The organism is Micromonospora jinlongensis (assembly GCF_013410645.1).
Classification (GTDB): Bacteria; Actinomycetota; Actinomycetes; order Mycobacteriales; family Micromonosporaceae; genus Micromonospora; species Micromonospora zamorensis.
Map to the genome: position 1 here is coordinate 462,479 of NZ_JACCHK010000001.1, position 25,166 is coordinate 487,644.

A 25,166-nucleotide genomic window follows, 5' to 3' on the forward strand; every position below is an offset into this window, starting at 1 on the left:
GTGGCCCCGATCCGCGCGACGGGGTGTGCGGCGGGCAACCGGGCGCCCGCCGCACACCGGCTCGGTGTCAGCCCGCCGTGCAGGAGCGGATCTGCGGACGAGCGCCGCTGTTGCCGTTGGTCATCGTGGTGAAGCCGAAGGTGTTGCCGCTGCCGTTGGACCGCATGGTCATCACGGTGCCGCTGCTGTCCCAGGTGGCGGTGCCGTTCCAGATGGTGGAGACCCGCTGCGGTGCGGTGATGGCCACCACCACGGTCCAGGTGCTGGCGCCGCTGACCGTCACCGACGTGTTGTAGCGGTCGCCCCAGACGTTGGTGGTCGTCGCGGTGGCGGTGCAGGTGCCGCCGGCCGGCGGCGGGGTGGTGGTGGGCGGCGGGGTCGTGCCGTCGGGCGCGACCGCCCGGCCGGTGGACGGCGAGATCATGCCGGGGCACAGGTTGCGGCTGGTCAGGTTGGCCATGATCTGAGGTATGGCGTCGCGGGTGTTCTGGATCCCGTCGTGCATGAGGATGACCTGACCGGCCTGGAGGCGGCTCGCGTTGGCCACGATCTGGCTGACGCTCGCGCCGTTCCAGTCCTGGGAGTCCACGTCCCAGATCACCTGCCGCATGCCCAGCGATGACGCGACGGACTGGAGGGTGGAGTTGGTCTCCCCGTACGGCGGACGGAACAGCTGTGGCCGGATGCCGGTGGCGGACTGGATCGCCGAACTGGTCTGGGACAGGTCGGACTGCATCTGAGCCTGGCTCATCGAGGTCATGTGGGCGTGGTTCCAGCTGTGGTTGCCGACCCACATGCCTGCGGCCACCTGTGCCTGTGCCGCCGAGCGGTTGTTCTGGACGTTCTGCCCGACGTTGAACATGGTGGCCCGTGCGCCGTTGCTGCGCAGCACGTTCAGCAGCGCGCTGGTGCTGCCGGTCGGACCGTCGTCGAAGGTGAGACCGACGTAGCCGTTGCAGGTGGCGGCGCTCGACGGGGTCGAGGTGGCCGCGAGGACCACGCCGCACATCGCGACGGCGGTGGCGAGGACGGCGAGCGCGGCGCGCAACCGCCTCGACCACAGCGCCGTGCGGGGGAAGAGCTTGCTCATCTGGTGCCCCTTCTCGCGGGAGGCATAACCGGGACATCACGAAGCCGTTGCATCGACTGTGATGGATCGGAGTATTGCAGCGGGATTTCCGGCACGTCAACAAGTTCCGGAAGCCCTCCGAAACGAGGCGGGTCGGCGGTCTGTGCCCCCATCGCCTGCTCCGGCAAGCTGGTTCTGACGGTGGTCAATCGAGGTTAGATGGGTCGATCCCGATGGCCGCACACGAGGTGATCCGGAAAATGGCCGAAACTTTCGACATCCCGCCGCCGGGCCGTCGACAGGGTGGCTCCGCCGCAACAGTAAAGAAAGTAAACAGAAAATGTTACAGTCACCCGTGTCAATACCTGGCCGGGTCTGCGGCCAGTGGGATCCCAGGAAGGAGTGATCACATGACGAGACTGCGCGCGCTGGTCGCGCTGGTGGCACTGACCATCGTCGGCGGGTTGGCTGCGGTCATCCCGTCGACCGCTGCCTCGGCGGCCGCCTGTTCAGCATCGTGGCAGGCCTCGGCCGTCTACTGGGGAGACGCCCAGGTCTCCCACAACGGCCGCAACTACCGGGCGAAGTGGTGGACCCAGAACGAGGCACCACCGGGTACGACCGGCGTCTGGGAGGATCTCGGCGCATGCGGGGGTGGCACCACCCCGCCGCCCACCGGAGGCACCTGCAACCACCCGAACTGGGCCGCCGGGACCTGGTACACCGCCGGCGCGATCGTGCGGTACACCAACGGTCTCTACTACATCGCCGAGCACGACAATCCCGGCTACGACCCCGTCGTCAGCACCTGGTACTGGGAGCCGTACACCTGCGGCGGCCAGCCACCCACCACCCCGCCGCCCACCGACCCGGGCGGCTTCGTGGTGACCGAGGCCCAGTTCAACCAGATGTTCCCGGGCCGCAACTCCTTCTACACGTACTCCGGGCTGGTCGCCGCGCTCAGCGCCTACCCGGCGTTCGCGAAGAGCGGCAGCGCCACCGTCCAGCGTCAGGAGGCGGCCGCCTTCCTGGCCAACGTGCACCACGAGACCGGCGGCCTCGTGCACGTGGTCGAGCAGAACACCGCGAACTACCCGCACTACTGCGACCCCGGCCAGTCCTACGGGTGTCCGGCCGGGCAGGCGGCCTACTACGGGCGTGGGCCGATCCAGCTCAGCTGGAACTTCAACTACAACGCCGCCGGCAACGCCCTCAACCTGCCCCTGCTGACCAACCCGTGGCTGGTGCAGACCGATGCCGCGGTGGCCTGGAAGACCGGGATCTGGTACTGGATGACCCAGAACGGGCCGGGCACCATGACCGCCCACAATGCGATGGTCGGCGGTGCCGGGTTCGGTGAGACGATCCGCAGCATCAACGGCTCGATCGAGTGCAACGGCGGAAACCCCGCCCAGGTGCAGAGCCGCGTCACGAAGTACCAGCAGTTCGTCGGCATCCTCGGTGTGTCCGCCGGAGCCAACCTCTACTGCTGATCCGCGGCCGGGCCTCGGCGCACGTCGCCCTACGGAGTCGGGGCCCGGCAGCCGGTCGTTGGTGGTCCGGCTCGGGGACGCCGACCGATTTCATCGCCATCAACCCGTTGACACGGCCGTGCCGCGCCCGGAACTATCAGCGACAGTCCACCGCCCCGACTCTCGCTGTTCGCCAACTCCAATGACAACGATGTCAGGGTGCCGCCCACCACGCTCCACTCAGTCCAGACCTTCGACGTACTCGACCTGTTCGAGTCGAAAGGCCCCGTCCCTCATGTCGCATACCCCTCTTGCGCGTTCCCTGTCTCCCCGCCTGATCGCCGCGACGACAGCCGTCCTGCTACCGCTGGGGCTGCTCGTCGCCGCGCCCCTGGCCAACGCCGCCCCCACCTCGGCGACGCCCGGCAACTTCAGCTCCTCGTTCGAGACCGCCGACCCGCAACCCGCCACCAGCACCGTGGAGGTCGGCGCGAACGGAAAACCGGTCCAGGGCAACCTGAGTGGCAAGGTCACGACCCTGCCCGGCAGCCTGCTCGGCCAGGTCAGCGCCGTGACCGCGAGCGACGAGAACCAGCCGCGAGAGGTCGCCGCGAACCTCAAGGACGACGACTCGTCGACCAAGTGGCTGATCTTCCAGTCGAGCGGCTGGGTGACCTACCAGCTCGCCAAGCCGGCCACGGTGTTGCGCTACTCGCTGACCTCCGCCAACGACGCACCGTCGCGCGACCCCAGGGACTTCGTCGTCCAGGGCTCCAACGACGGCAGCACCTGGACCGACCTGGACAAGCGCGTCGGCCAGACGTTCAGCGGCCGGTACGCCACCAACAGGTACAGCTTCACCAACACGAGCGCCTACGCCTTCTACCGGCTGAACATCACCGCGAACTCCGGTGACTCGCTCGTGCAGCTCGCCGACTGGAACATCAGCGACGGCTCCGACGTCCGTTCGCCGGCCACGCCGATGGTCAGCGAAGCCACCGCCGGCCCGAACGGCGGCTACACCACGAAGCCGGACGCCGGGTTCACCGGGCTGGCCGCGCTGCGCTACTCCGGTGGCGCCGAGGGCGACGGCCGCTCGTACGCGACCAACAAGCTGTTCGACGTCAACGTCCCGGTCGGGCCGAAGACCCGTCTGTCATACAAGATCTTCCCGGAGTTCACCACGGGCAACGCCCGGTACCCGTCCACCTACGCCGCCGTCGACCTGCACTTCACCGACGGCAGCTACCTGAGTGGGCGCTCGCCCGTCGACCAGCACGGCTACCTGCTCACCGGTGCCGGCCAGGGCGCGTCGAAGGTGCTCTTCGCCGACCAGTGGAACCTGGTGCAGGCCGACCTCGGCACCATCGCCCGCGGCAAGACGATCGACCGCATCCTGCTGGCGTACGACAACCCGCAGTCCACCGGGGACACCCAGTTCCAGGGGTGGCTCGACGACATCGAGCTGACGGCCGCGCCGGCGTCGATCGACGGCACGAAGCTGACCAACTACGTGGACACCCGCCGGGGCACCAACTCGACTGGCGGTTTCTCGCGCGGCAACAACCTGCCGATCACCGCGGTGCCGAACGGCTTCAACTTCTTCACCCCGGTGACCGACGCGACGTCCAACTCCTGGGAGTACGAGTACCACCGGGTCAACAACGAGGCCAACCTGCCGATGTTGCAGGGGCTCGCGATCTCCCACGAGCCCAGCCCGTGGATGGGTGACCGCAACCAGATGTCGGTCATGCCGGTCGTCGGCGGCGGTTCCCTCACCGGCCAGCCCGCCAGCCGCGCGCTCGCCTTCAGCCATGACGACGAGATCGCGCAGCCGGACCTCTACCGGGTCACGCTCCAGAACGGCCTGGTCGCCGAGATGTCGCCCACCGACCACGCCGGGATCATGCGGTTCACCTTCCCGACCGGGCAGGCGACCGGAAGCCTCGTCTTCCACAACGGCACCTTCACCATCGGCACGGACGGCACCCTGACCGGCTGGGTCGACAACGGAAGCGGCCTGTCGGCCGGTCGTAGCCGCATGTTCGTGTCCGGTGCCTTCGACCGGGCGCCGACGGCAACCGCCTCGACCTCGGCCACGTTCGACGTCTCCACCACCCGCGAGGTGACGATGCGCCTCGCGACGTCGTTCCTCTCCGTCGACCAGGCGCGCCGCAACCTCGATCTGGAGGTCACCGGCAAGAGCTTCGACCAGGTCCACGCCGCGGCGACGGCGATGTGGAAGGACCGGCTCGGCCGGGTCGAGGTGCGTGGCGCCACCGAACCGCAGCTGGTCTCGATGTACTCGAACCTGTACCGGCTGAACCTCTACCCGAACTCGCAGTCGGAGAACACCGGCACCGCCGCCGCGCCGCGCTGGCAGTACGCGAGCCCGGTCTCGGCGCCGACCGGCGCCTCGACTCCCACCCAGACCGGCGCGAAGATCGTCGATGGGCAGATCTACGTCAACAACGGCTTCTGGGACACGTACCGCACCGTGTGGCCCGCCTACGCGCTGCTGTACCCGGACGTCGCCGCGAAGATCTCCGACGGGTTCGTCCAGCACTACCGCGACGGCGGTTGGATCGCCCGCTGGTCGTCTCCCGGCTACGCCGACCTGATGACCGGCACCAGCGCCAACGTGGCTCTGGCCCAGGCGTACCTCACCGGGGTCAAACTGCCGGACCCGCTCGCGGCGTACGACGCGGCCGTCAAGGACGCGACCGTCGCGTCCGGGCGCAGCGCGGTCGGGCGCAAGGGCATCGAGACGTCACTGTTCCTCGGCTACACGCCGACCTCCACCGGGGAGTCGGTGTCGTGGGCGCTGGAGGGCTTCATCAACGACTACGGCATCGGCAACATGGGTGCGGCCCTCGCCAAGGACCCGGCCACGCCGAAGTCGGAGCGCGCCCGGCTCAAGGAGGAGTCGCGCTACTTCCTGGAGCGCGCCCGCAACTACGTCCACCTCTTCGACCCGAAGTCGAAGCTCTTCCAGGGTCGCGACGCCGCCGGTAACTTCCTCGCCGGCGACCCGCTGGACTGGGGTGGCGTCTACACCGAGACCAACGGGTGGAACTTCGCCTTCACCGCCCAGCAGGACGGTCAGGGTCTGGCCAATCTGTTCGGTGGGCAGAAGGCGCTGCGGGACAAGCTCGACACGTTCTTCTCGACCCCGGAGAACGCCGACCGCCCCGGCGGGTACGGCGGCGTCATCCACGAGATGATCGAGGCGCGTGCGGTGCGGATGGGTCAGCTCGGCATGAGCAACCAGCCGTCGCACCACATCCCGTACATGTACAACTTCGCCGGCGCACCGGCGAAGACCCAGGCGACGGTACGGGAGATCCTGCGTCGCCTCTACGTCGGCAGCGAGATCGGCCAGGGCTACCTGGGCGACGAGGACAACGGCGAGATGTCGTCGTGGTACATCCTCAGCTCGCTGGGCATCTACCCGCTGCAGGCCGGGTCGTCCGAGTGGACCATCGGTTCGCCGCAGTTCACGAAGATGACAGTGCGTCGCACCACTGGCGACATCGTCGTCAACGCGCCGAGCAACAGCACCCGCAACGTCTACGTGCAGGACGTCAAGGTCAACGGCAAGAAGCAGCGCGGTCTGTCGGTGGACGTGGCCGCACTCGCCAAGGGCGGCACCATCGACTTCCAGATGGGCCCCAACCCGTCCTCCTGGGGCAGCGGCAGGAACGACGCGCCGCCGTCGCTGACCAAGGGTGACCAGGCGCCGAAGCCGTTGCAGGACACCACCGGCCCCGGCCTCGGCACCGCGACCGCCACCGGTGGTCAGGACGCGTCGAAGCTGTTCGACGACTCGTCCACCACGCAGCTGACCTTCACCTCGGCGACCCCGCAGATCTCCTGGGCGTTCCGTGGTGGCAAGCAGAAGCCGACGTACTACACCGTCACGTCGGGGGCGAGTGCGGGCGATCCGGCGGACTGGCGACTGCAGGGCTCCAACGACGGCATCACCTGGACCACCGTGGACTCCCGCAGGGACCAGGTGTTCCGGTGGCGCAGTCAGACCCGCCCGTACACGATCGACAAGCCGGGCCGGTTCGCGCAGTTCCGTCTCGCGGTCACGAAGACCGTCGGCGCCGCGCAGACCAGTCTCGCCGAGATCGAGTTGCTCGCCGGTGGCGACGTGTCCATCGGAGGCGGCGACATCGCGGTGACCGCCGCGGGCAGCGTGCACGCGGCGTCCGGCGTACCGGTCTCGGTACCGCTGGCGTCCGTCACCGGGGGCACCGCGACCGGTTACCGGGCAACGATCGACTGGGGTGACGGCACGCCGGTCACCGAGGGCACCGTGACGCTGAGCTCGCGGGCCGTCTACAACATCGGCGGGTCGCACACCTACGCCACCCCGGGCTTCCACCAGGCGAACGTCACGGTGACCGACGGCGAGAGCCAGAGCTCCGCGACGGTCGGCGTCGAGGTGGCGTACGCCCCGACGTCCGGCCTCACCGCCGCGTTCGACACCGTCTGCGTCGGCGACGAGGGAGTCCTCGCGGCGGACTGCGACGCCAAGTCGTGGGCGTACTCGCGGGCCGCCCTGGCGGCGGGCGGTGCGACGCAGGGGCAGCGGCAGCAGGTCCCGGGGACCGCGTTGCAGTTCACGCTGCCGATGATCCCGGCCGGGCAGCCGGACAACGCCACCGGCAACGGTGCGACGGTCCTGCTCGACCTGCCGGAGGACGCGAAGAGCATCTCCTTCATCGGCGCCGGAACGCAGGGCAACCAGAGCACCACCGGCACGGCGAACTTCAGTGACGGCAGCACGGCCAGCGTCCCGATCCAGATGAGCGACTGGACGCTGGGCGGCAACGCCAACGCCAGCCCGTCCTACGGCAACATCATCGTTGCCCGGACGGCGTACCGGCTGCACGGCACGAGCCGGGACGGCGCCCAGCCGTTCCTGTTCGCGACCGCGCCGTACCAGATTCCGGCGGGCAAGACGCTGGTGTCGGTGACCCTGCCGACGCAGACCGGTGACCCTCGCTCGGCGGGCCGGATCCACGTGTTCGCCGTCGCCAACGACGGCACGCCGGCCCCCGCGCTGGCCACTGTCGCCCCGAAGGACCAGACGGCGAACGCCGGCCAGGCCCTCGCGGCGAACCTCGGCTCGGTGACCGGCGGCGTTCCCGGCACGACCGGCTACCGTGCCCGCGTCCAGTGGGGTGACGGCACGGCTCCGGACGACGTCACCATCGGTGCGTCCGGTGCGATGAGCGGTCAGCACACCTACTCGCGGGAGGGCACCTACACGGTGCACGTCACCGCGTGGGACACGCTGTCGAGCAGCACCGAGGCCTTCACCGTGACCGTCGCGCGGGGCGGTTCCCAGCCGACGATCGCGCTGTCGGCGGCTGGCCCCGTCACCACCGGCGGCACTGTCACCGTCGACGGCAGTGGGTTCGCCGCCGGTGAGCAGGTGACCGTCAGCGTCGGCACCGACCCGGCCCGGACCACGAAGGTCGCGGCCTCCGCGACGGGCACGGTCCGCGTCTCGGTCCCGACCTCCGGTGACGCACAACCCGGCCGGTACGCGGTCACCGCGACGGGCGCGTCGACGCGGACGCCGGCCACGGCCACCGTCCAGGTGACCGGGCAGGCCCAGGCGCCGAGCTACCAGCCGCGGGTGGCACTGCTGACCACCTCGGGTCCGCGTGGTACGTCGATCGCCATCGACGGTTCCGGGTTCGTTCCGAACGAGGCGGTCACGATCACCGTCGGGAACGGCCTCGCGGTCAGCACGGTGCGCGCGAACGGTGACGGTGTCATCTCGGGCGCGACGGTCAGCGTTCCGGGTGCGGCGAAGGCGGGCGCGACCAGCGTCACGCTGAGCGGTGAGAAGTCGGCGACGAAGGTGTCCCGGCCGTTCACCGTCACCGGCTAGCACTGAGCCGGGGACAGCGCAGCAGGGTGGGGCGGGCCGTGATCACGGCCCGCCCCACGCGCTTGTCGCGCAACCACTGTTAGCGTCGTCTGCCATGGCCGATCACGCGCTGCTCGCCTCGGGGCGCGACGCCGACGTCTACGTGCTCGACGAGTCGCGGGTGCTGCGCCGGTACCGGCAGGGTGGGGACAGCGCGCCCGAGGCGGCGTTGATGGCGTATGTCGGGGTCGCCGGCTACCCGGTGCCCGTGGTGTACGACGCCCAAGGGCCCGACCTGGTGCTCGAACGACTCGACGGCGAGACTCTCCTGGCGTCGATGCTGGCCGGACGCACCGCCATCGGCGCGGCCGCCGACCTGCTCGTGGGCCTGCTCGACCGCCTCCACAGCCTGCCGGCCCGGTTCAGCGTTGACCCGTCGGACCGCGTCCTGCACCTCGACCTGCACCCACAGAACGTCATGGTGACCTCGCGCGGGCCCGTGGTCATCGATTGGCGCAACGCGGCCGAGGGACCGGCAGACCTGGACGTGGCCATGACCGCTCTCATCCTCGCCGACGTGGCGGTCAGCCCGGACCCGCAGCTCGCCGATCTTGCCCGGGACGGCCTCGACGCCTTTCAGCGACGCGCGCAGCCACCCCGGGCCAGCCAACTACGGCGTGCGGTGGGTCAGCGCCGGGTCGACCCGGCGCTGACCGCCGTCGAGAAGTCCGCCCTGGGCCGTGCCGCCGCACTGGTCCATACTCGGGCGGGCTGAAGCAGACCGTCCGGTCGGGCTCAGCGGCGCGGCAGCAGCGCGACGCCGGGCCTCTCATCGCGCTGGCCCGGCGACGGTGTATTGCTTTCAGGCGGCATACCTCGGAGTCATATCTATACCTCTGAGGTATATCGCTCTCCGGGCCGTCCACCCGCCGCTCAGCTCACTGCGGGCCCTGGATTCATGACCACACCATCGCGGAGTCGACCCACCTCGGCTCCGCGCCCAGCGCGACACCGCCGCCAACAGCACCCTCCCGGTCCGGTACCTGTCGGCGCCGGTGTCGGCATCGTGGCCGCCGGCCGCCTGGGCGCGGCGGCCCGCGCCGTTGGCGTGACCTCAACCTGCTCGCGGCGCGCACAGTCGGAGTTGCCAGCGCGTGCCCTGGCTGGTGAGCCGGATGATCGCCAACGGCTCCACGTCCAGCTGCCGGTACGTCGCCATTGGCAGGCCGAGGGCGTGCACGACCGCGACCCGGATCACCAGCGGGTGGGTGACCGCGATGACGCGCCCGCCGGCTCGGTGCTGCTCGTCCAGCCAACTGCCGACCCGATCCCGCACGGCCGCGACGGACTCACCGCCGTGCGGTGCCGAGTTCGGTGTGGACAACCAGTCGTGTAGGGCCTGCGGGTGCGTGCCGGCGATCTCTTCGAGCGACCGTCCGGTCCAGTCTCCGTAGTCGCAGTCGGCCAACGCCGTCTCGATCGTCGGCAGCAGACCGAAGGCGGCGGCGGTCTGCCGGGCCGCCGCCGCTGGGCTGCACAGGCAGGTGTCGTGCATGCCGAGGTGCCCACGCCGGTCCGGATCCGCGTGGGCCTGGGCGAGGGTGGCGCGCAGACCGCCCTCGTCCAGACCGTCGTCGGGCCCGCCGAAGCGGGCCCGACGCAGGGCGGCGGTGTGACCGTGGGCGACCAGCCGGAGGCTGGTGACGGTCATGTGCTGGGCAGGGCGGCGGCGGCCTGACGGCGTCGATCGTGGTGCATCAGGGCCGCGAACAGCAGGCCGATCCCGGTCCAGAGCACCACCTGGGTGCCGAGGGAGGCCAGTCGGAAGTTCCACAGCAGCGTCGCGGGGAAGTCGGTGGGGACTTCCTGGAACGAGGGAAGCACCACGTAGGACGCGACGGTGACCAGCAGAAAGCCGCCGACGGCCGCGGCGACGCGTTGCCACAGTGGTGCCTGCGCGCCGACCGACCGGTAGCCCAGCGAGCCGGCCCACACGGCCACCAGACCGAGCACCACCATCAGCAGGTAGGTGACGGTGCGTTGGTTGATGGTGGCCGGGTCGCCGACCGCCGGGGGGTTCGCCGGGTACTTGAGGAACGGCACGATCACCGCGCCGAGCAGCGCCGCACCGGCCAGCAGCAGGCCGGAACGCCCGTCGTCGTCGGTCCGCCGCCGACGGGCCAGCAGGACGTACGCCGTGGCCAGCAGACCGCCCATCGCGGCGCCGAACAGGCCGGTGGCCAGGAACAGCCCGCCGCGTTGGCCGCTCCGGGTGACCAGGGCCTCGTCGTGCTGGTGCCCGCCAGCGGCGGGTTCGGCGTGCGAGGCCGCCTCCTCGATCGCGATGGCTGCCTCGACGTGCGGTTCGCCGGCGACGTAGGCGAACGTCCCGGCGAGCAGGCCAGCGATCAGGCCGGCGAGCAGGCCGCGGACGAGGACGGCGAGGAACGGGGGAGCGGTGGTGGCGTTCAGTGGCACGGAACACCGAGCAGGTGCCGGCCGTCGTGCATGAGCTCGTGCAGGTACATACCGCTGCGCGACACCGCACCCTGGTCGAACGCGACGAGGTAGGCCAGCAGGGTGAGCGCCACGACGGTCGCCAGGACCGTCCACAGAAGACGCGTGGTGCCAGCGGGATTCACCAACGGCTGGCTGGACGTGGAGCTGGACATATGATCACGAACCTCCCCGGGGATGACGCGTCCCCATCGCAAGGCTGCGGACGACCGAGCGTCCTGGCTCACGGGCCCCATTTGAGGTGGGGGAACCGCTCACAGTGGCGCGACCGCGCCGGAATCACACCGGCTTCCCTCGCGTCGCCGCAGATAGTGGGTCGACGGTATCGGTGCCGCCGCAGGCGGTCAACCCGGCCCCGCAACGGGTGAGGCACCGGCGCCCGAGGCTTCAGCGCCGCCCGATTCGTCTGATCAAAACCCGGCCGCCGTCGGCGGGCATCCTTCGCCGCGGCCGAACCCGACGCGACGGCGAAGCTCTCCGGGCTGGTGGCCGGGGTGAACGGCGCGGCCTGGACGACGGCGGACCCGCGGCCCGCTGTCGAGCACGCGCTCGACTGTTCGGCCCGGGTCTGCTGATTCTTGGCTCGGACCGGCCGGTCTGTCTGCTCGCCGCCCGGTACACCGGTTGGGTTCGTGAGGAGGCGAGCGCGGCGGGCGTCGAAGACATAGCATGTTATCGATAACAATCGGATTGTGGTGCGTTGGCTCGCGGGGCGGCCATCGACAACAGGTCATGCCGTTCTGATCGGACATAGGGCTCCGAGGGCTCGCGTAACGACGACAAAACATGGTCGCAAGACCTTGGCAACACACGCACGTGCATGGCATGGTAACGCCTGATCAAGGGAAACATCCGACCTATCTCCGTGGGTGGCGCGGGCCCGAGCCCGTCTCTCCCTGCCGAGGAGGCTCGGCCGGTCACCGGTGCTCCGCTCGCCGACGGCTCTCCCGTCGCGTGCGGCGCCACGCTTGGGGAGGTCAGGGCCGACGATGAGCACCGTCGAGGCAACCACCGGCACGCAGCACGGCACGCCCAGCGACTGGTTCCGGGAACGGATCTCCCACGCCGTCTCCGAGCTGACCGCCGCCACCGCGCTCGTCGTGCTGTTCATCGTGTTGACTTTCGCCAGCCCCTACTTCCTGACCGCGGACAACCTCTTCAACATCGGGGCGCAGACCGCGGTGATCGCCATCATCGCCACGGCGCAGACGATGGTCATCATCACGAGGGGCATCGACCTCTCCGTGGGATCGGTCGCCGCGCTCGCCGGCGTGGCGGGGGCGATGGTCGTACGCGACCTCGGCTTTCCACTCTGGGCGGCGACAACGGTCGCGATCGGCGTCGGCGCGCTGGCCGGGCTGCTCAACGGGCTGCTGGTGACCGTGGCTCGGATCCCACCGTTCATCGCGACGCTGGGAACGATGTCCGTCGGACGCGGGCTCGTCTTCATCATCACCGGGGCGGTCGGCGTCTACGGCCTGCCCCGATCCTTCCAACTGCTCGGCAACGGGGAGATCGTCGGCATCCCGTTCGCCGTGGTGATCACCGTACTGGTCGCCGTCGGTGTCGCCTTCCTGCTCTCCCAGACCCGCTTCGGTCAGTACACGTACGCGATGGGCTCCAATCTGGAGGCCGCACGCCGGTCGGGCATCCGGGTCGGGCGGCACCTGACCGGCGTGTACGTGCTGGCGGGTGTGCTCGTCGGGCTGGGCGGCATGATCGCGGCCTCGCGGGTCAACTCCGGCCAGCCGAACTACGGGATCTCGCTGGAGCTCGACGTCATCGCCGCCGCGGTCATCGGTGGGGCAAGCCTGTTCGGAGGTCAGGGCCGGATCGTCGGGACGATCATCGGCGCGTTCCTCATCGCCCTGGTCCGCAACGGCGCCGTCCTGCTCGACATCAGCATCCACTACCAGCAGGTGATCGTCGGCCTGATCATCTGGGCCGCCGTCTACTTCGACCAGTACCGCCGACGGCGGCTGGAATCACGGGGTTGACATGCCATTCCGAGAGTCCGAACGAGGAAGGACACACACCATGGCACACACCACCACCAGCCGGCGGACACGCGGGCCACTCCTGCGCGCGCAGGCGATTCTGGCCGTGGCCGCGGCGACCGCTCTGCTCAGCGCCTGCGGCGGGGTCGAGGTCCGGGACGGAGGCGACGGCGCGACCAAGGACGCGAGCGGGCCGTTGAAGCTCGCTGTGGTCCCGAAGGCGGTCGGGGCCGACTACTGGAACACGGTGAAGGCGGGCGCCGAGTGCGCCGCGCAACGCGCGGGTGACGTCACCGTCCAGTGGGACGGGGTGACCACCGAAACCGATGTCGAGGGTCAGGTCAACCTGATCCAGAACTACGTCACCAAGAAGGTCGACGGCATCGTCTACGCGGCCACCGACTCCAGTGCGTTGGCGCCCGCCACCGACAAGGCGCTCGCCGCGAACATCCCGGTTGCGATGATCGACTCTGGCACCAGCCCGCAGCCGTCGAACGTGCCGCTGTTCGCCACCGACAACCGCGCGTCGGCCACCGAGGCGGCGAAGCTGCTCGCCACCGAACTCGGCCCCGGCAACCACGAGGTGGCGCTGGTCGAGTTCCAGCCCGGGTCGCAGACCAACACCGAGCGGGTCGACGGTTTCAAGGCCGGCCTCGCCCAGTATCCGAACCTGAAGCTGGTCGGCCAGCAGCCCAGCCGCAGTGACGTCAACGAGGCACGACGCGTCACCGAGAACATCCTCACCGCCAACCCCGACCTCGCGGGCGTCTTCGCGGCCAACGAGCCGAGTGTGCTCGGCGCCGCGCAGGCCATCCAGGCGGCCGGCAAGTCCGGCAAGGTGGTCATCATCGGGTGGGACGCCGCTCCGGACGAGATCGCCGGCGTACGCAGCGGCCAGATCTCCGCGCTGGTCGTGCAGAACCCGTTCAAGATGGGCTACTTCGGCGTCGACAAGATGGTCAAGCACCTGCGGGACAAGGCGCCGCTGGCGTCGGCCGACACCGGCGTCACGTTCGTCACCAAGGAGAACATCGACTCCGCGGAGATCAAGGCGGTGCTCGAGCCCAGCTGCGCCAACCCCCCGGTGCGGTGATGGGTACGATCCCGACGGCCACCGCCGACAGCGGCCGCCAACCCACCGCCGACGACCCGCCGGTCCTCGAAGCCCGTGGCATCGTCAAGCGGTTCGGGCACGTCGAGGCGCTGCGCGGTGCCGACTTCACGGTCCACCGGGGTGAGGTCGTCGCGTTGATCGGCGACAACGGTGCCGGGAAGAGCACCCTCATCAAGACACTGTCCGGTGTGCACCCGCCCGACGAGGGCGAGATCCGGGTGGGTGGTCGTCCCGTCCAGTTCTCGACCCCGGTCGACGCCCGGCGCGCCGGGGTGGAGACCGTCTACCAGGACCTCGCCGTCGCCGACGACCTCAGCGTGGCCGCCAACCTGTACCTCGGGCGGGAGATCCTGCGCTCCGGGCCGCTGGGTCGGCTCGGGCTGCTCGACAAGCGCGCGATGCGGCTGGGCGCGGCCGCCGCCCTGGACGAGCTGGGGGTACGGATCCCCCGGGTCACCACCCCGATCGCGATGTTGTCCGGTGGGCAACGGCAGTGCGTCGCGGTTGCCCGCGCCATCATCTGGGCGACCAGCGTGGTCATCCTCGACGAGCCCACCGCCGCACTCGGTGTCGTCCAGACCGGGCGGGTGCTCGACGTGGTCCGGCGCGCCCGCGACGCCGGCATGTCGGTGGTGCTGGTGAGCCACAACATGCCGCAGGTGCTTGAGATCGCCGACCGGGTCGAGGTGCTGCGCCTCGGTCGGCGGGCGGCCCGACTGCGCGCCGACGAGGTCACCACCGACGACCTGGTGGCGGCGATGACCGGGAGCACCAGCGTGGAACGCGACGAGCGGTGACCGTGGCCGTCGACCGGGGCGCGCCCGATCTCACCCGGTGCTGGCCTCGGCGTCGTCGGGCAACCCGTACAACGACTCCTCCACCCCGATCAGGTGGTTGGCCATCCGGATGCGGGCCCGATCCGGGTCGCGTGCCGCAAGGGCCTTGAGGATCGCCACGTGCTCGTCGTGGGTACGCCGGTCCGCGCCTTCCTCGTGCAGGCTCCGCCACAGCCGGCCCCGCACTGTGCGCCCGGCGAACGCCTCGATCAGCCCGACGAGCACCGGATTCTCGGCGTGCACCGCGATGATGCGGTGGAAGGCGATGTCGATCTCGAGGATGCGCTCGTGGTCCTGCGGTGACTGGCCGACCATCCGGGCCGCCTCGGCAAGCAGGTCCCCGGCCTGGGCGAGGGCCTCGTCGGTCATCCTGGTCGCCGCCAGTCGGGCGGCCTCGCACTCCAGCAGCCGCCGGACGGTGTGGATGTGCCGGGGGTCGCCCTGGCCCTGGAAGTCCACCACGAAGCCCATCGGAGCCAGCAGTTGCGGCGCGTCGAGGTTGGTGACGTAGGTGCCGTCGCCCTGACGGATGTTGACGATGCCGAGGATCGACAGAGCCGACATGCCCTCGCGCAGCGACCCCCGCGAAACGCCGAGCGACTCGGCGAGGTCCTTCTCGATGGGCAGTCGGTCCCCGGGCTTGAACTGCCCTTCGAGGATCATCCGCTTGATGCCGTTCACCACTTCGTCGGTGCGCGACATGACACCCCCTAGCGGCCGGCGGGGGTGGCCGTCCCACCCGCGATCACGTACGGCTCCGAGGATGACACGGTAGTCGGGTCCGACGCCGCCCAGTAGTGGCCGTCGGGAAACCGGTAGAGCGCGACCGACTCGGGACGCATCCGGGTGGAGTAGCCGGGCTGGCTGGGCAGGACGTAACCGCTGCCCGAGCCGGTGTCCCGGACGACGCACGGGTCGGTGAAGTGCTCGTGCAGGTGGTCGACGAACTCGGTGACCCGGTCGGTGAGATCCCCGGAGATCGCGACGTAGTCGAGCACCGACACGTGTTGGACCATCTCGCAGAGCCCGACCCCGCCGGCGTGGGGGCACACCGGCACGTCGAACTTCGCGGCGAGGAGCAGCACGGCGACGATCTCGTTGATGCTGGCCAGCCGACCGGTGTCCAGCTGGCAGAAGTCGATGGCCCCGGCCTGGAACAGCTGCTTGAACATCACCCGGTTGTGGCAGTGCTCGCCGGTGGCCACGCCGATGGGAGCGACCGCGCGGCGGACGGCCGCGTGGCCCAGGATGTCGTCGGGACTGGTCGGCTCCTCGATCCACAGGGGTGTGAACTGGGCGAGGGCCCTGACCCACTCGATGGCCTGACCGACGTCCCAGACCTGGTTGGCGTCGATCATCAGGTTGCGGTGCGGGCCGAGGATCTCCCGGGCGATCCCACAGCGGCGGATGTCGTCGTCGAGATTGGCGCCCACCTTGAGCTTGACGTACCCGTAGCCGGTGTCCACCGCCTCCTGGCACAGCCGGCGCAGCTTGTCGTCGTCGTAGCCGAGCCAGCCGGCCGAGGTGGTGTAGGCGGGGTAGCCGGTGCGGTCGAGCTCGGCGAGGCGGTCGGCCCTGGTGCTCTCCTTGGCCCGCAGGATGGCCAGTGCCTCGTCCCGGGTCAGCGCGTCGGACAGGTAGCGCAGGTCCGCGATGTCGACGAGTTGCTCGGGGGACATGTCGACGAGCAGCCGCCACAGCGGCTTCCCGGCGAGCCGGGCGACCAGGTCCCATGAGGCGTTCAGCACGGCCGCCAGCGACAGGTGGACGACGCCCTTCTCCGGCCCGAGCCACCGCAGTTGGCTGTCGGAGGTGAGGAGTCGGTAGACCGCGCCCATGTCCGCGGCCATCGTCGCCACGTCCAGGCCGACCAGAAGCTGTGCCTGGTGCACCGCGGCCGCGGCGACGATGTCGTTGCCTCGACCGATGGTGAAGGTCAGCCCGTGACCCGCGAGTGGCACGCCCACGCTGTCGACACCGTCGGTGTGCAGGATGACGTACGCCGCCGAGTAGTCGCCGTCCTTGTTCATGGCGTCGGACCCGTCGGCGGTCAGTGAGGTGGGAAAACGGACGTCCTCGACGGTGACGGCGGTGATCTGCGGCATGCGCTCCTCGCCCGGCTAGGCAAAAGATCGGATGATCACTCGGAGTATACGGAGGGCGTTTCTGGCGCGTCAACGATGTCGATCGACATCCGATCGGATACATCCGACGTTTCTGCGTTCCATGATCGGCGCTGAGACGCCGGGCCATGCGATCGTCCTCGTCGGGAGGGAGTGGCGGCGCGGTGGGCCCGGCCAGAGCGGGGAAGATTGCCTGCCCAACACACCCAACCCCGGTGTCGGCGAGCCGCCGACACCGGGGTTCCGGTCAAGCCGTGAGGGACGTGGCCACGCCCGTGGTCAGCCAGTTCAGGCTGCGCTGGACCGGCTCCGGCGCGACGGCGAATGCGGCCTCGATCGCCGACCGGTCCTCGGTGAAATGACCCCAGCCCTCATAGTGCACCGGCACCACCGTGTGCGCCCCAACGAGAGTGCACAGCTCGACACCGTCGGTGGCTGTCATCGTGTAGCGCAGCGGACCTGTCAGGCCGAACCGCACCGCGCCCAGGTGCAGCAGCGTGGTGCCGATGGTGAACCGTTCGGCCACCTGCCGTACCCCCCGGTACAGGACCGTGTCGCCGGTGATCCACAGGGCGCCGTGCCGCTGTCCCTGCCAGCGCAGCACGAAACCGGTCACCTCTCCGGCCACCGGTCGGCTCAGCGGGGGTCCGTGCCGGCACGGGGTCGCGGTCACCTCGATGGCTGGCCGGCCGGGCGCGGTCAACTCGGTGCTGCGCCAGGGCCGGAGCCCGGTGGCCGGCGGGCCGACCCGGCGGGCGCCGCTGACGGTGGTGACGACCCGACCGGCGGACGGCAGCAGCGCGCGGCCGCTGTCGTCGAGGTTGTCGGCGTGGTGGTCGTGCGTCAGCAGCACCACGTCGATGTGGCCGAGTGACTCCGCCGGCAGTGCCGGGCCGGTCAGCTTGCGCGACGCGGTGCCCCACCCGAACTTGTACGTCCGGCCCGGAGCGTCGAATGTCGGGTCGGTGAGGATGCGCCAGCCGTCCACCTCGACCAGCATGGTCGGCCCGCCGATGTGGGTGATCCGCAGGTCGCTCACCGTGCGTGCCGCAAGGCCCAGTCGAGGACCTCGTCGGCGATCTCCTGCCAACCCTTCTGGGCCGGTAGGAGATGCGCGTAGCCGTCGTACTCCCGGCGTTCGGTGATGGTGTTCGACTTGTAGTGCTTGGCGTTCGACTCCTGGATCGCCGGCGGCATGATGTGGTCCTCGGAGCCGGAGACGAACAGCAGCGGCGCCCGGTTGTCATTGTGGTAGTCGACCCAGGTGTCCTGGTGCCCAGGCTGGAAGTTCGCCAGCACGCTGCCCCAGAGGATGCCGCCGTTGGCCGGGATGGCATAGCGCTGCCACAGCGCCCGGCCCTCCTCCTCGGTGAACGTGTTGGTGAAGGCGTACTGCCACTCCTCGAACGTCAGCGGCACCACCCTGTGCCGATTCGCCGGGTTCTTCAGCACCGGGAACGTCGACTTCACCTGCGACAGTGGCACCACCCGCACGCCCTCGGTCGGCGCTGAGTTCATCGCGACGCCGGCCGCGCCGAAGCCGTGGTCGAGCAGGATCTGCGTGAACGCGCCACCGGCCGAGTGCCCGATGATGATCGGCGGTGAGTTCAGCCCACGGAGCACACTCTCGTAGTGGCCGATGATCTGCGGCACCGTGGAGTGCAGGATCGGTGTGGGATCGGTGTTCAGGGCCTCCACCTCGACCTCGTAACCGGGGTAGGCGGGCGCGATGACCCGGAAGCCCTTGCTCTCGTAGTGGGTGATCCAGTTCTCCCAGCTGCGTGGGGTGACCCAGAATCCGTGGACGAGCATGATCGTGTCGGGTGCCATGTCAGGCGTCCTTCCAGAAAGAATGTCGAGCAGGTCGCGGCCGAGTTGGTCCCTGTGCGTGTCGGTGGGCCGTGCGGCGCCCCGGGGTAAACCAGCAGACGGGCGTTCTTGATGCGGGCGGCGGATGCCTGCCCGCCCACCGCGAAGGGGACGACCTGGTCGTCGTCGCCTCCCTCACCTTCGCCCCGGACGGTGCGAATCTAACCTCGGCGCTTCGATTTCTGACCGGCTCTGTGTGCACGAACGTTGTCCACAGCGCACGATCAGGACGGCGGCGTCTCCTCGCACGAGCGGCGCCACTGAGCGGGTGAGAAGCCGTAGCGGGCCTTGAACCGTCGGGTGAAGTGCGTCGAGTCCCGGAAGCCCCAACGGCGTGCGATCACGGCGACCGGCAGATGCCGCTTGTCTGGCCGACGCAGATCGTGCCACACGCTCTGGAGCCGTTCGCTGATGATCCACTGCTCGAGACTGATGTCGGCGTCCGCGCAGACCTTGTAGAGGTGTCGCAGGGAGATGTTGTGTGCCGCGGCGATGCGGCCGGGCGTGAGGTCGGGGTCGGCCAGGTGATGGCGGACGTACGTGCGGACGCGGGTGAGGATGGTCTCGGCGAGCACCTGCCTCGCGAGCCGTTCCGTGCGGTCGGCGGATGCCAGCAGCGCCCGGGTCAACTCGATGCTGGTGGTGGTGACGATCGCCGCCGTCGGGTCGGCCGTGATCCGCGCCGGATTCCTGGTGAGGTTCGTGATGTGGTCGGTGACCATGCGGTACAGCGGGCTGGCTCGCAGTCGGTGGATGGCGTGCCGGATGACGTCGATCGGCAGTCCGAGCTGGTCACTGGGAATCTGGATGCAGCCGGCCGCTCCGTCGCCGGACCAGGAGTAGTCGTACGGCGCTGACAGGTCGACGGCGAGGAGCTCGCCCGGCGGAACCACCTGTAGGTGCTTGTGCTGATCGAGGTGGCCGTGGGCGCGTTGCTGCACGGACAGGGCGACGACCGGCATCGCGTCCTGTCTGGCGAGTTTGGCCGTACGCAGCAGGCGGATGCCGGAGGAACGGCTGATGAAGATGTTGCTGTTGCCGAGGTCCCACAGTTCCATCCGGCAGAAGATGTCGCCGTCGGGATCCTCATGGATGACGTGACAGGGCGCCGACGCGTGCAGCATCGCCGTCCTGATGGCCTCGATACGATCCGGAAGCGGTATGACGGCGGTGTCGAGAACGTACGGCATGATTCCGCTTCCACTGTCGGAGCGCCTGAGTCCCCGAGGATAGGCGGAGCAGGGTCGAGCACGGTACCCCCCGAGTCGTCTCCCCGAGGCGCGCCCGAGTGCGGTCACCCCGGTGCCTGGCTGACGGGCGCAACCACGAATCCGCCGCTGAACGGCGTGCCGACACCCGGCCGTGACGGTCGTCACCGGACCGCCGCCGACACGCCCGGGGTCGACATGTGGGGTGTGACAACGCCTGCATCCCTATATATGGTGTCGAGCGCAGCTGGTTCGACCGCTCATCCGGTGTGGTCGAGGCAAGAGGGAACCCGGTGGAAATCCGGGACTGTCCCGCAGCGGTGAGTGGGAACGACCGCCGTCATCAGCACTGGGCCACCAAGCGGCCTGGGAAGCGACGGCCAGTAGGAGACCGGCCAGCCCGGTCGTGCCCACGAGTCCGAAGACCTGCCAGCGCGCCGCGTACCCGCACCCGGGTGGGCGGCGGTCCGAGGCCGCGTGGGACGGCTGACGCCACCTGACCCACGCCGTGCCGGCGTGGCGTCCGTCGGTGTCTGTCTCCTCGCGTCCGGACCACCAGGTCTCGAACTCCGAGGAGCGAGTGGTGACAGTCACCGAGGCAGTCCCGGTCAGCGGCGACGCGACAGTGCGCCGGACGCCGATGCAGGTCCGCAAGCGCGACGGCGCCACCGAACCCGTGGACGTGAACAAGATCGTCCGGGCGGTCGAGCGGTGGGCCGACGACCTGACCGACGTCGACCCGATGCGCGTCGCCACCCGCACCATCAGCGGCCTGTACGACGGCGCGACGACGGCCGAGCTGGACCGGTTGTCCATCCAGACCGCGGCCGAGATGATCGGCGAGGAGCCGCAGTACTCGCGCCTCGCCGCCCGGCTGCTGGCCGGTTACGTCGACAAGGAGGTGCGTCGGCAGGGAATCACCTCGTTCAGCGCGGCGATCCGGGTCGGCCACGCCGAGGGCCTGATCGGAGACGACACCGCCGCGTTCGTCGCCGCACACGCCGCGATGCTCGACGCCGCCGTCGATCCGGACGGCGACCGGCGATTCGAGTACTTCGGCCTGCGTACGGTGGCCGACCGGTACCTGCTGCGCCACCCCACCAGCAGGCTGGTGCTGGAGACCCCGCAGTACTGGCTGCTGCGGGTGGCCTGTGGTCTGTCCACCACGCCCGACGAGGCGACCGGGTTCTACCGGCTGATGTCCAGCCTGGCCTACCTGCCCAGCTCGCCGACCCTGTTCAACTCCGGCACCCGGCACACCCAGATGTCCTCCTGCTATCTGGTCGACTCCCCGCTCGACGAGCTGGACTCGATCTACCAGCGGTACGCCCAGGTCGCGAACCTGTCCAAGTTCGCCGGTGGCATCGGTATCGCGTACTCCCGGGTGCGGTCCCGGGGCGCGCTGATCCGCGGTACCAACGGGCAGTCCAACGGGATCGTGCCGTGGCTGCGCACGCTGGACGCGAGCGTCGCCGCGGTCAACCAGGGTGGCCGGCGCAAGGGCGCGGCCTGCGTCTACCTGGAGCCGTGGCACCCGGACATCGAGGAGTTCCTGCAACTGCGCGACAACACCGGCGAGGACGCCCGACGTACCCACAACCTCAACCTGGCCAACTGGATCCCGGACGAGTTCATGCGCCGGGTCGAGGCCGACGAGCTGTGGTCGCTGTTCGACCCGCACGAGGTGCCCGAGCTGCCCGACCTGTGGGGGGAGCGGTTCGACGCCGCGTACCGCGAGGCCGAGGCGCAGGGCCGGTACGTGCGGCAGGTCCCGGCGCGGGAGCTGTACGGGAAGATGATGCGGACCCTGGCCCAGACCGGCAACGGGTGGATGACCTTCAAGGACGCCGCCAACCGGTTGTGCAACCAGACCGCCGAGCCGGGCAACGTGGTGCACCTGTCCAACCTCTGCACCGAGATCGTGGAGGTGTCCAGCGACGTCGAGACGGCCGTGTGCAACCTCGGTTCGGTGAACCTCGCCGCCCACCTCACCGACGGTGGCATCGACTGGGAGCGGCTGCGCGCCACGGTCCGTACCGCGGTGACGTTCCTGGACCGGGTCATCGACATCAACTACTACCCGACCTCGCAGGCGGCGGCGAGCAACCCCCGCTGGCGGCCGGTCGGGCTCGGGCTGATGGGCCTCCAGGACGTCTTCTTCGCGCTGCGGCTGCCCTTCGACTCGCCGGCCGCGCGGGAGCTGTCCACCCGGATCAGCGAGGAGCTGTACCTGACCGCGCTGGAGACCTCCGCCGACCTGGCCCGCGACTTCGGCGCGCATCCGGCGTATCCGCAGACCCGGGCCGCGCGGGGCCAGCTCCAGCCCGACCTGTGGGGCGTCGAGGGTACGCAGACCGCACGGTGGGACGCGCTGCGCGAGCGGGTCGAGGCGTACGGGCTGCGCAACTCGTTGCTGGTGGCGGTAGCCCCGACCGCGACCATCGCCTCGATCGCCGGGTGCTACGAGTGCATCGAGCCGCAGGTGTCCAACCTGTTCAAGCGCGAGACCCTGTCGGGGGAGTTCCTCCAGGTCAACACCGCTCTGGTACGCGAGCTGAAGGCCCGTGGTCTGTGGACCGACCGGATCCGGTCGGCCATCAAGCGGGCCGAGGGGTCCGTGCAGGACATCGCCGAGCTGCCGGCCGGCGTACGGGAGTTGTTCCGCACCGCGTGGGAGCTGCCGCAGCGCGCCCTGATCGACCTGGCCGCGGCCCGTGCCCCGTTCATCGACCAGTCCCAGTCGCTGAACCTGTTCCTGGCCGCACCGACCATCGGCAAGCTGTCCTCGATGTACCTGTACGCCTGGAAGGCCGGGCTGAAGACCACCTACTACCTGCGCTCCCGCCCAGCAACGCGGATCCAGCAGGCCACCGTCAGCGCCGTCGCGCCCGTCGCCGTCGTCGCCCCGGTGGTGGCCGACGCGGAGGCGCTGGCCTGCTCGTTGGAGAACCCCGAGTCGTGCGAGGCCTGCCAGTGACCGCCGACACCGCCACCGCCGCTACCGCCGACACCGCCGAAACGAGGACCACGCACATGCTGCTCGACCCCGGGATGGACCTCACCCTCCGCCCGATGCGCTACCCGCACTTCTTCGACCGGTTCCGCGACGCCATCCGTAACACCTGGACGGTCGAGGAGGTGGATCTGCACGCCGACCTCGCCGACCTGGACAAGCTGTCGCCGGCCGAGCGGCACCTGGTCAGCCGTCTGGTGGCGTTCTTCGCCACCGGCGACACGATCGTCGCGAACAACCTGGTGCTCAACCTGTACCAGCACGTCAACAGCCCCGAGGGCCGCCTCTACCTGTCCCGGCAGCTGTTCGAGGAGGCCGTGCACGTCCAGTTCTACCTCAACCTGCTCGACACGTACGTGCCCGATGAGACCGAGCGCTTCGAGGCCTTCGCCGCCATCGAGAACATCCCCTCGATCCGTCGCAAGGCCGAGTTCTGTTTCCGCTGGATCGACTCCCTGAACGACCTGCGGGAGCTGCGGTCCCGGGAGGACCGACGGACGTTCCTGCTCAACCTGATCTGCTTCGCCGCCTGCATCGAGGGGCTGTTCTTCTACGGCGCGTTCGCGTACGTCTACTTCCTGCGCTCCCGTGGGCTGCTGCACGGCCTGGCCTCCGGCACCAACTGGGTGTTCCGGGACGAGTCGATGCACATGGCGTTCGCGTTCGACGTGGTCGACACCGTCCGCGCCGAGGAGCCGGACCTGTTCGACGACGACCTCGCCGACCAGGTTCGGCGGATGCTCACCGAGGCCGTCGAGTGTGAGGTGCAGTTCGCCGAGGACCTGTTGGGCCACGGTGTGCCCGGCCTGATCCTGGAAGACATGCGGGAGTACCTCCAGCACGTCGCGGACCGTCGCCTCGCCCAGCTCGGCATCGCCCCGCACTACGGGTCAACCAACCCGTTCGCCTTCATGGAGTTGCAGGACGTGCAGGAGCTGTCCAACTTCTTCGAGCGGCGCGTCTCGGCGTACCAGGTCGGGGTGAGCGGCACCGTCGCCTTTGACGACGACTTTTAGGGCCTGTGTCGAAGTCCTCGGTCGAGCCGAGGACTTCGACACAGGCCCTAGGCGGCAACCGATCCGGGGGCCTGGCGTCGCTTGGTGAGCCACCGCATCACGTGCAGGGGGTGCGACGCCGGGTCCGGAATCGGGTGGAAGACGTGTTCGACCTCGCCGTCGGCGATGATCAGCGTCAACCGCTCGTAGAGCGTCATGTCACCGGCGGCGCGGGTCGGCAGACGCAGCGCGTCGGCCAGCGTCAGCCTCGGGTCGGGGATCAGCGGGTAGGGCAACCGCAGCCGGTGCGCGAGTTCCCGCTGGTATCCGGTCGACTGCGCGGACAGGCCGTACACCCGGGCGGCGCCGGCCGCACGGAGTTCCGCGTGGTGGTCGCGGAACCAGGCGGCCTGCTCGGTGCTGCCCCGGGCGCCATGGACCTCCAGCAGCCCGTTGGGCAGGTCGACGCCCGGCCGCCCGGTCAGTGGGTACACGAAGATGACGGTGCGCCCGTCGCCGAGCGCACCCAGATCGACCGGGCGGCCGTCGGTGCCGTAGAAGGACAGGGATGGCAGGCTGGTGCCGACCAGCGCGGCGGGGTCGGTGCCGGCCGCCGCGCTGCCGGGCACGACCTGGGACGCGGCTGCGTCGAGGCGGGCGTCCAGCGCGTCCCGCTGGGCGGTCAGTTTGCCGATCCGCTCCTGCAGGCCGGTGATGCTGCTGCGGTACGTGGCCACCGCCGCCGCGCACACGTCGGCGTCGTCGGCTCCACCGGCGATCGACTCGACGAACGGGCGGGTCTCCTCGACGGTGAGGCCGAGCGCCATCAACTCGCGGATCTGTGCCACCAGCCGCACCGCGATCGCGTCGTACTCCCGGTAGCCGTTGCCCAACCTCCGGGGCACGACCAGCCCGGCCGACTCGTAGTACCGCAAGGCCCGGACCGTCGTCCCGGTCCGTCGTGCCAGCTCACCCACCCGCATCCCGCGACCCTAAACCCGCACCCTGGGGTACGGGTCAACGTGTCGATCGTCGCGGTGCCAGGACCGCCGTTTCCTGCCAG

18 protein-coding genes and 2 riboswitches are annotated in these 25,166 nt (G+C 69.8%); of the genes, 8 read left to right on the top strand and 10 right to left on the bottom strand.

Features of this window, described 5'->3' with window-relative positions:
* Window positions 1-67: 67 nt before the first annotated feature.
* Complete coding sequence (locus tag HNR22_RS01460; RefSeq protein ID WP_179778655.1) at window positions 68-1,090, bottom strand: polysaccharide deacetylase family protein; 1,023 nt, start codon at window positions 1,088-1,090, stop codon at window positions 68-70.
* A gap of 389 nt (window positions 1,091-1,479) precedes the next feature.
* Here HNR22_RS01460 and HNR22_RS01465 point away from each other — a divergent pair, with 389 nt between their 5' ends.
* From HNR22_RS01465 to HNR22_RS01475, 3 genes are all read left to right on the top strand, one after another.
* Complete coding sequence (locus HNR22_RS01465; protein WP_179778656.1) at window positions 1,480-2,562, top strand: glycoside hydrolase family 19 protein; 1,083 nt, start codon at window positions 1,480-1,482, stop codon at window positions 2,560-2,562.
* 274 nt (window positions 2,563-2,836) lie between these two features.
* Window positions 2,837-8,452, top strand: a complete 5,616-nt coding sequence (locus HNR22_RS01470) for a GH92 family glycosyl hydrolase (protein ID WP_179778657.1) — start codon at window positions 2,837-2,839, stop codon at window positions 8,450-8,452.
* 94 nt (window positions 8,453-8,546) lie between these two features.
* Window positions 8,547-9,206: a phosphotransferase gene (locus tag HNR22_RS01475; protein ID WP_179778658.1), complete on the top strand. Its 660-nt coding sequence runs from the start codon at window positions 8,547-8,549 to the stop codon at window positions 9,204-9,206.
* A gap of 339 nt (window positions 9,207-9,545) precedes the next feature.
* Here the strand turns inward: HNR22_RS01475 and HNR22_RS01480 are convergent, their stop codons facing one another.
* From HNR22_RS01480 to HNR22_RS01490, 3 genes are read right to left on the bottom strand one after another with little or no spacing between them, the layout of a single operon-like run.
* Window positions 9,546-10,142 (bottom strand): histidine phosphatase family protein, encoded by a 597-nt coding sequence (locus tag HNR22_RS01480; RefSeq protein WP_179778659.1) that lies wholly within the window; start codon window positions 10,140-10,142, stop codon window positions 9,546-9,548.
* Complete coding sequence (locus HNR22_RS01485) at window positions 10,139-10,909, bottom strand: CbtA family protein (protein ID WP_179778660.1); 771 nt, start codon at window positions 10,907-10,909, stop codon at window positions 10,139-10,141. The genes HNR22_RS01480 and HNR22_RS01485 overlap by 4 nt, the downstream gene beginning before the upstream one ends.
* Window positions 10,900-11,103, bottom strand: coding sequence for a CbtB domain-containing protein (locus tag HNR22_RS01490; protein ID WP_179778661.1), 204 nt, complete (start codon window positions 11,101-11,103; stop codon window positions 10,900-10,902). Before HNR22_RS01490 ends, HNR22_RS01485 begins: the two co-directional genes overlap by 10 nt.
* Window positions 11,104-11,138: 35 nt before the next feature.
* A riboswitch (cobalamin riboswitch) is annotated at window positions 11,139-11,284 on the bottom strand.
* A gap of 653 nt (window positions 11,285-11,937) precedes the next feature.
* Here HNR22_RS01490 and HNR22_RS01495 point away from each other — a divergent pair.
* From HNR22_RS01495 to HNR22_RS01505, 3 genes are read left to right on the top strand one after another with little or no spacing between them, the layout of a single operon-like run.
* Complete coding sequence (locus HNR22_RS01495) at window positions 11,938-12,945, top strand: ABC transporter permease (RefSeq protein ID WP_179778662.1); 1,008 nt, start codon at window positions 11,938-11,940, stop codon at window positions 12,943-12,945.
* A gap of 40 nt (window positions 12,946-12,985) precedes the next feature.
* Window positions 12,986-14,038, top strand: coding sequence for an ABC transporter substrate-binding protein (locus tag HNR22_RS01500; RefSeq protein ID WP_179778663.1), 1,053 nt, complete (start codon window positions 12,986-12,988; stop codon window positions 14,036-14,038).
* Complete coding sequence (locus tag HNR22_RS01505) at window positions 14,038-14,856, top strand: ATP-binding cassette domain-containing protein (protein WP_179778664.1); 819 nt, start codon at window positions 14,038-14,040, stop codon at window positions 14,854-14,856. The genes HNR22_RS01500 and HNR22_RS01505 overlap by 1 nt, the downstream gene beginning before the upstream one ends.
* 30 nt (window positions 14,857-14,886) lie before the next feature.
* Here HNR22_RS01505 and HNR22_RS01510 read toward each other — a convergent pair whose 3' ends face one another.
* The 5 genes from HNR22_RS01510 to HNR22_RS01530 form a co-directional block, all read right to left on the bottom strand.
* Window positions 14,887-15,597 carry a FadR/GntR family transcriptional regulator gene (locus tag HNR22_RS01510; RefSeq protein WP_179778665.1) on the bottom strand — a complete coding sequence of 237 codons (711 nt, stop codon included), beginning with the start codon at window positions 15,595-15,597 and terminating at the stop codon, window positions 14,887-14,889.
* 8 nt (window positions 15,598-15,605) lie between these two features.
* Window positions 15,606-17,000 carry an enolase C-terminal domain-like protein gene (locus HNR22_RS01515; protein ID WP_179778666.1) on the bottom strand — a complete coding sequence of 465 codons (1,395 nt, stop codon included), beginning with the start codon at window positions 16,998-17,000 and terminating at the stop codon, window positions 15,606-15,608.
* Window positions 17,001-17,265: 265 nt separating this feature from the next.
* A complete protein-coding gene (locus tag HNR22_RS01520) occupies window positions 17,266-18,057 on the bottom strand; it encodes an MBL fold metallo-hydrolase (protein WP_179778667.1) in 792 nt (263 codons plus the stop codon).
* Window positions 18,054-18,848, bottom strand: coding sequence for an alpha/beta hydrolase (locus HNR22_RS01525; protein WP_179778668.1), 795 nt, complete (start codon window positions 18,846-18,848; stop codon window positions 18,054-18,056). The genes HNR22_RS01520 and HNR22_RS01525 overlap by 4 nt, the downstream gene beginning before the upstream one ends.
* Window positions 18,849-19,111: 263 nt before the next feature.
* Window positions 19,112-20,077: a helix-turn-helix domain-containing protein gene (locus HNR22_RS01530; protein ID WP_179778669.1), complete on the bottom strand. Its 966-nt coding sequence runs from the start codon at window positions 20,075-20,077 to the stop codon at window positions 19,112-19,114.
* A gap of 249 nt (window positions 20,078-20,326) precedes the next feature.
* A riboswitch (cobalamin riboswitch) is annotated at window positions 20,327-20,543 on the top strand.
* A gap of 192 nt (window positions 20,544-20,735) precedes the next feature.
* Between HNR22_RS01530 and HNR22_RS01535 the strand changes: the two genes are divergently transcribed.
* Together HNR22_RS01535 and HNR22_RS01540 are read left to right on the top strand one after the other, a co-directional pair.
* On the top strand, window positions 20,736-23,072 hold the full coding sequence (locus HNR22_RS01535) for a ribonucleoside-diphosphate reductase subunit alpha (protein WP_218906935.1): 2,337 nt from the start codon (window positions 20,736-20,738) through the stop codon (window positions 23,070-23,072).
* A 56-nt stretch (window positions 23,073-23,128) separates the two neighbouring features.
* Window positions 23,129-24,124 carry a ribonucleotide-diphosphate reductase subunit beta gene (locus tag HNR22_RS01540; protein ID WP_179783350.1) on the top strand — a complete coding sequence of 332 codons (996 nt, stop codon included), beginning with the start codon at window positions 23,129-23,131 and terminating at the stop codon, window positions 24,122-24,124.
* Between the two features lie 47 nt (window positions 24,125-24,171).
* On the opposite strand, the gene HNR22_RS01545 is transcribed toward HNR22_RS01540, so the two are convergent.
* Complete coding sequence (locus HNR22_RS01545) at window positions 24,172-25,086, bottom strand: MerR family transcriptional regulator (protein ID WP_179778670.1); 915 nt, start codon at window positions 25,084-25,086, stop codon at window positions 24,172-24,174.
* Between the last annotated feature and the right edge of the window lie 80 nt (window positions 25,087-25,166).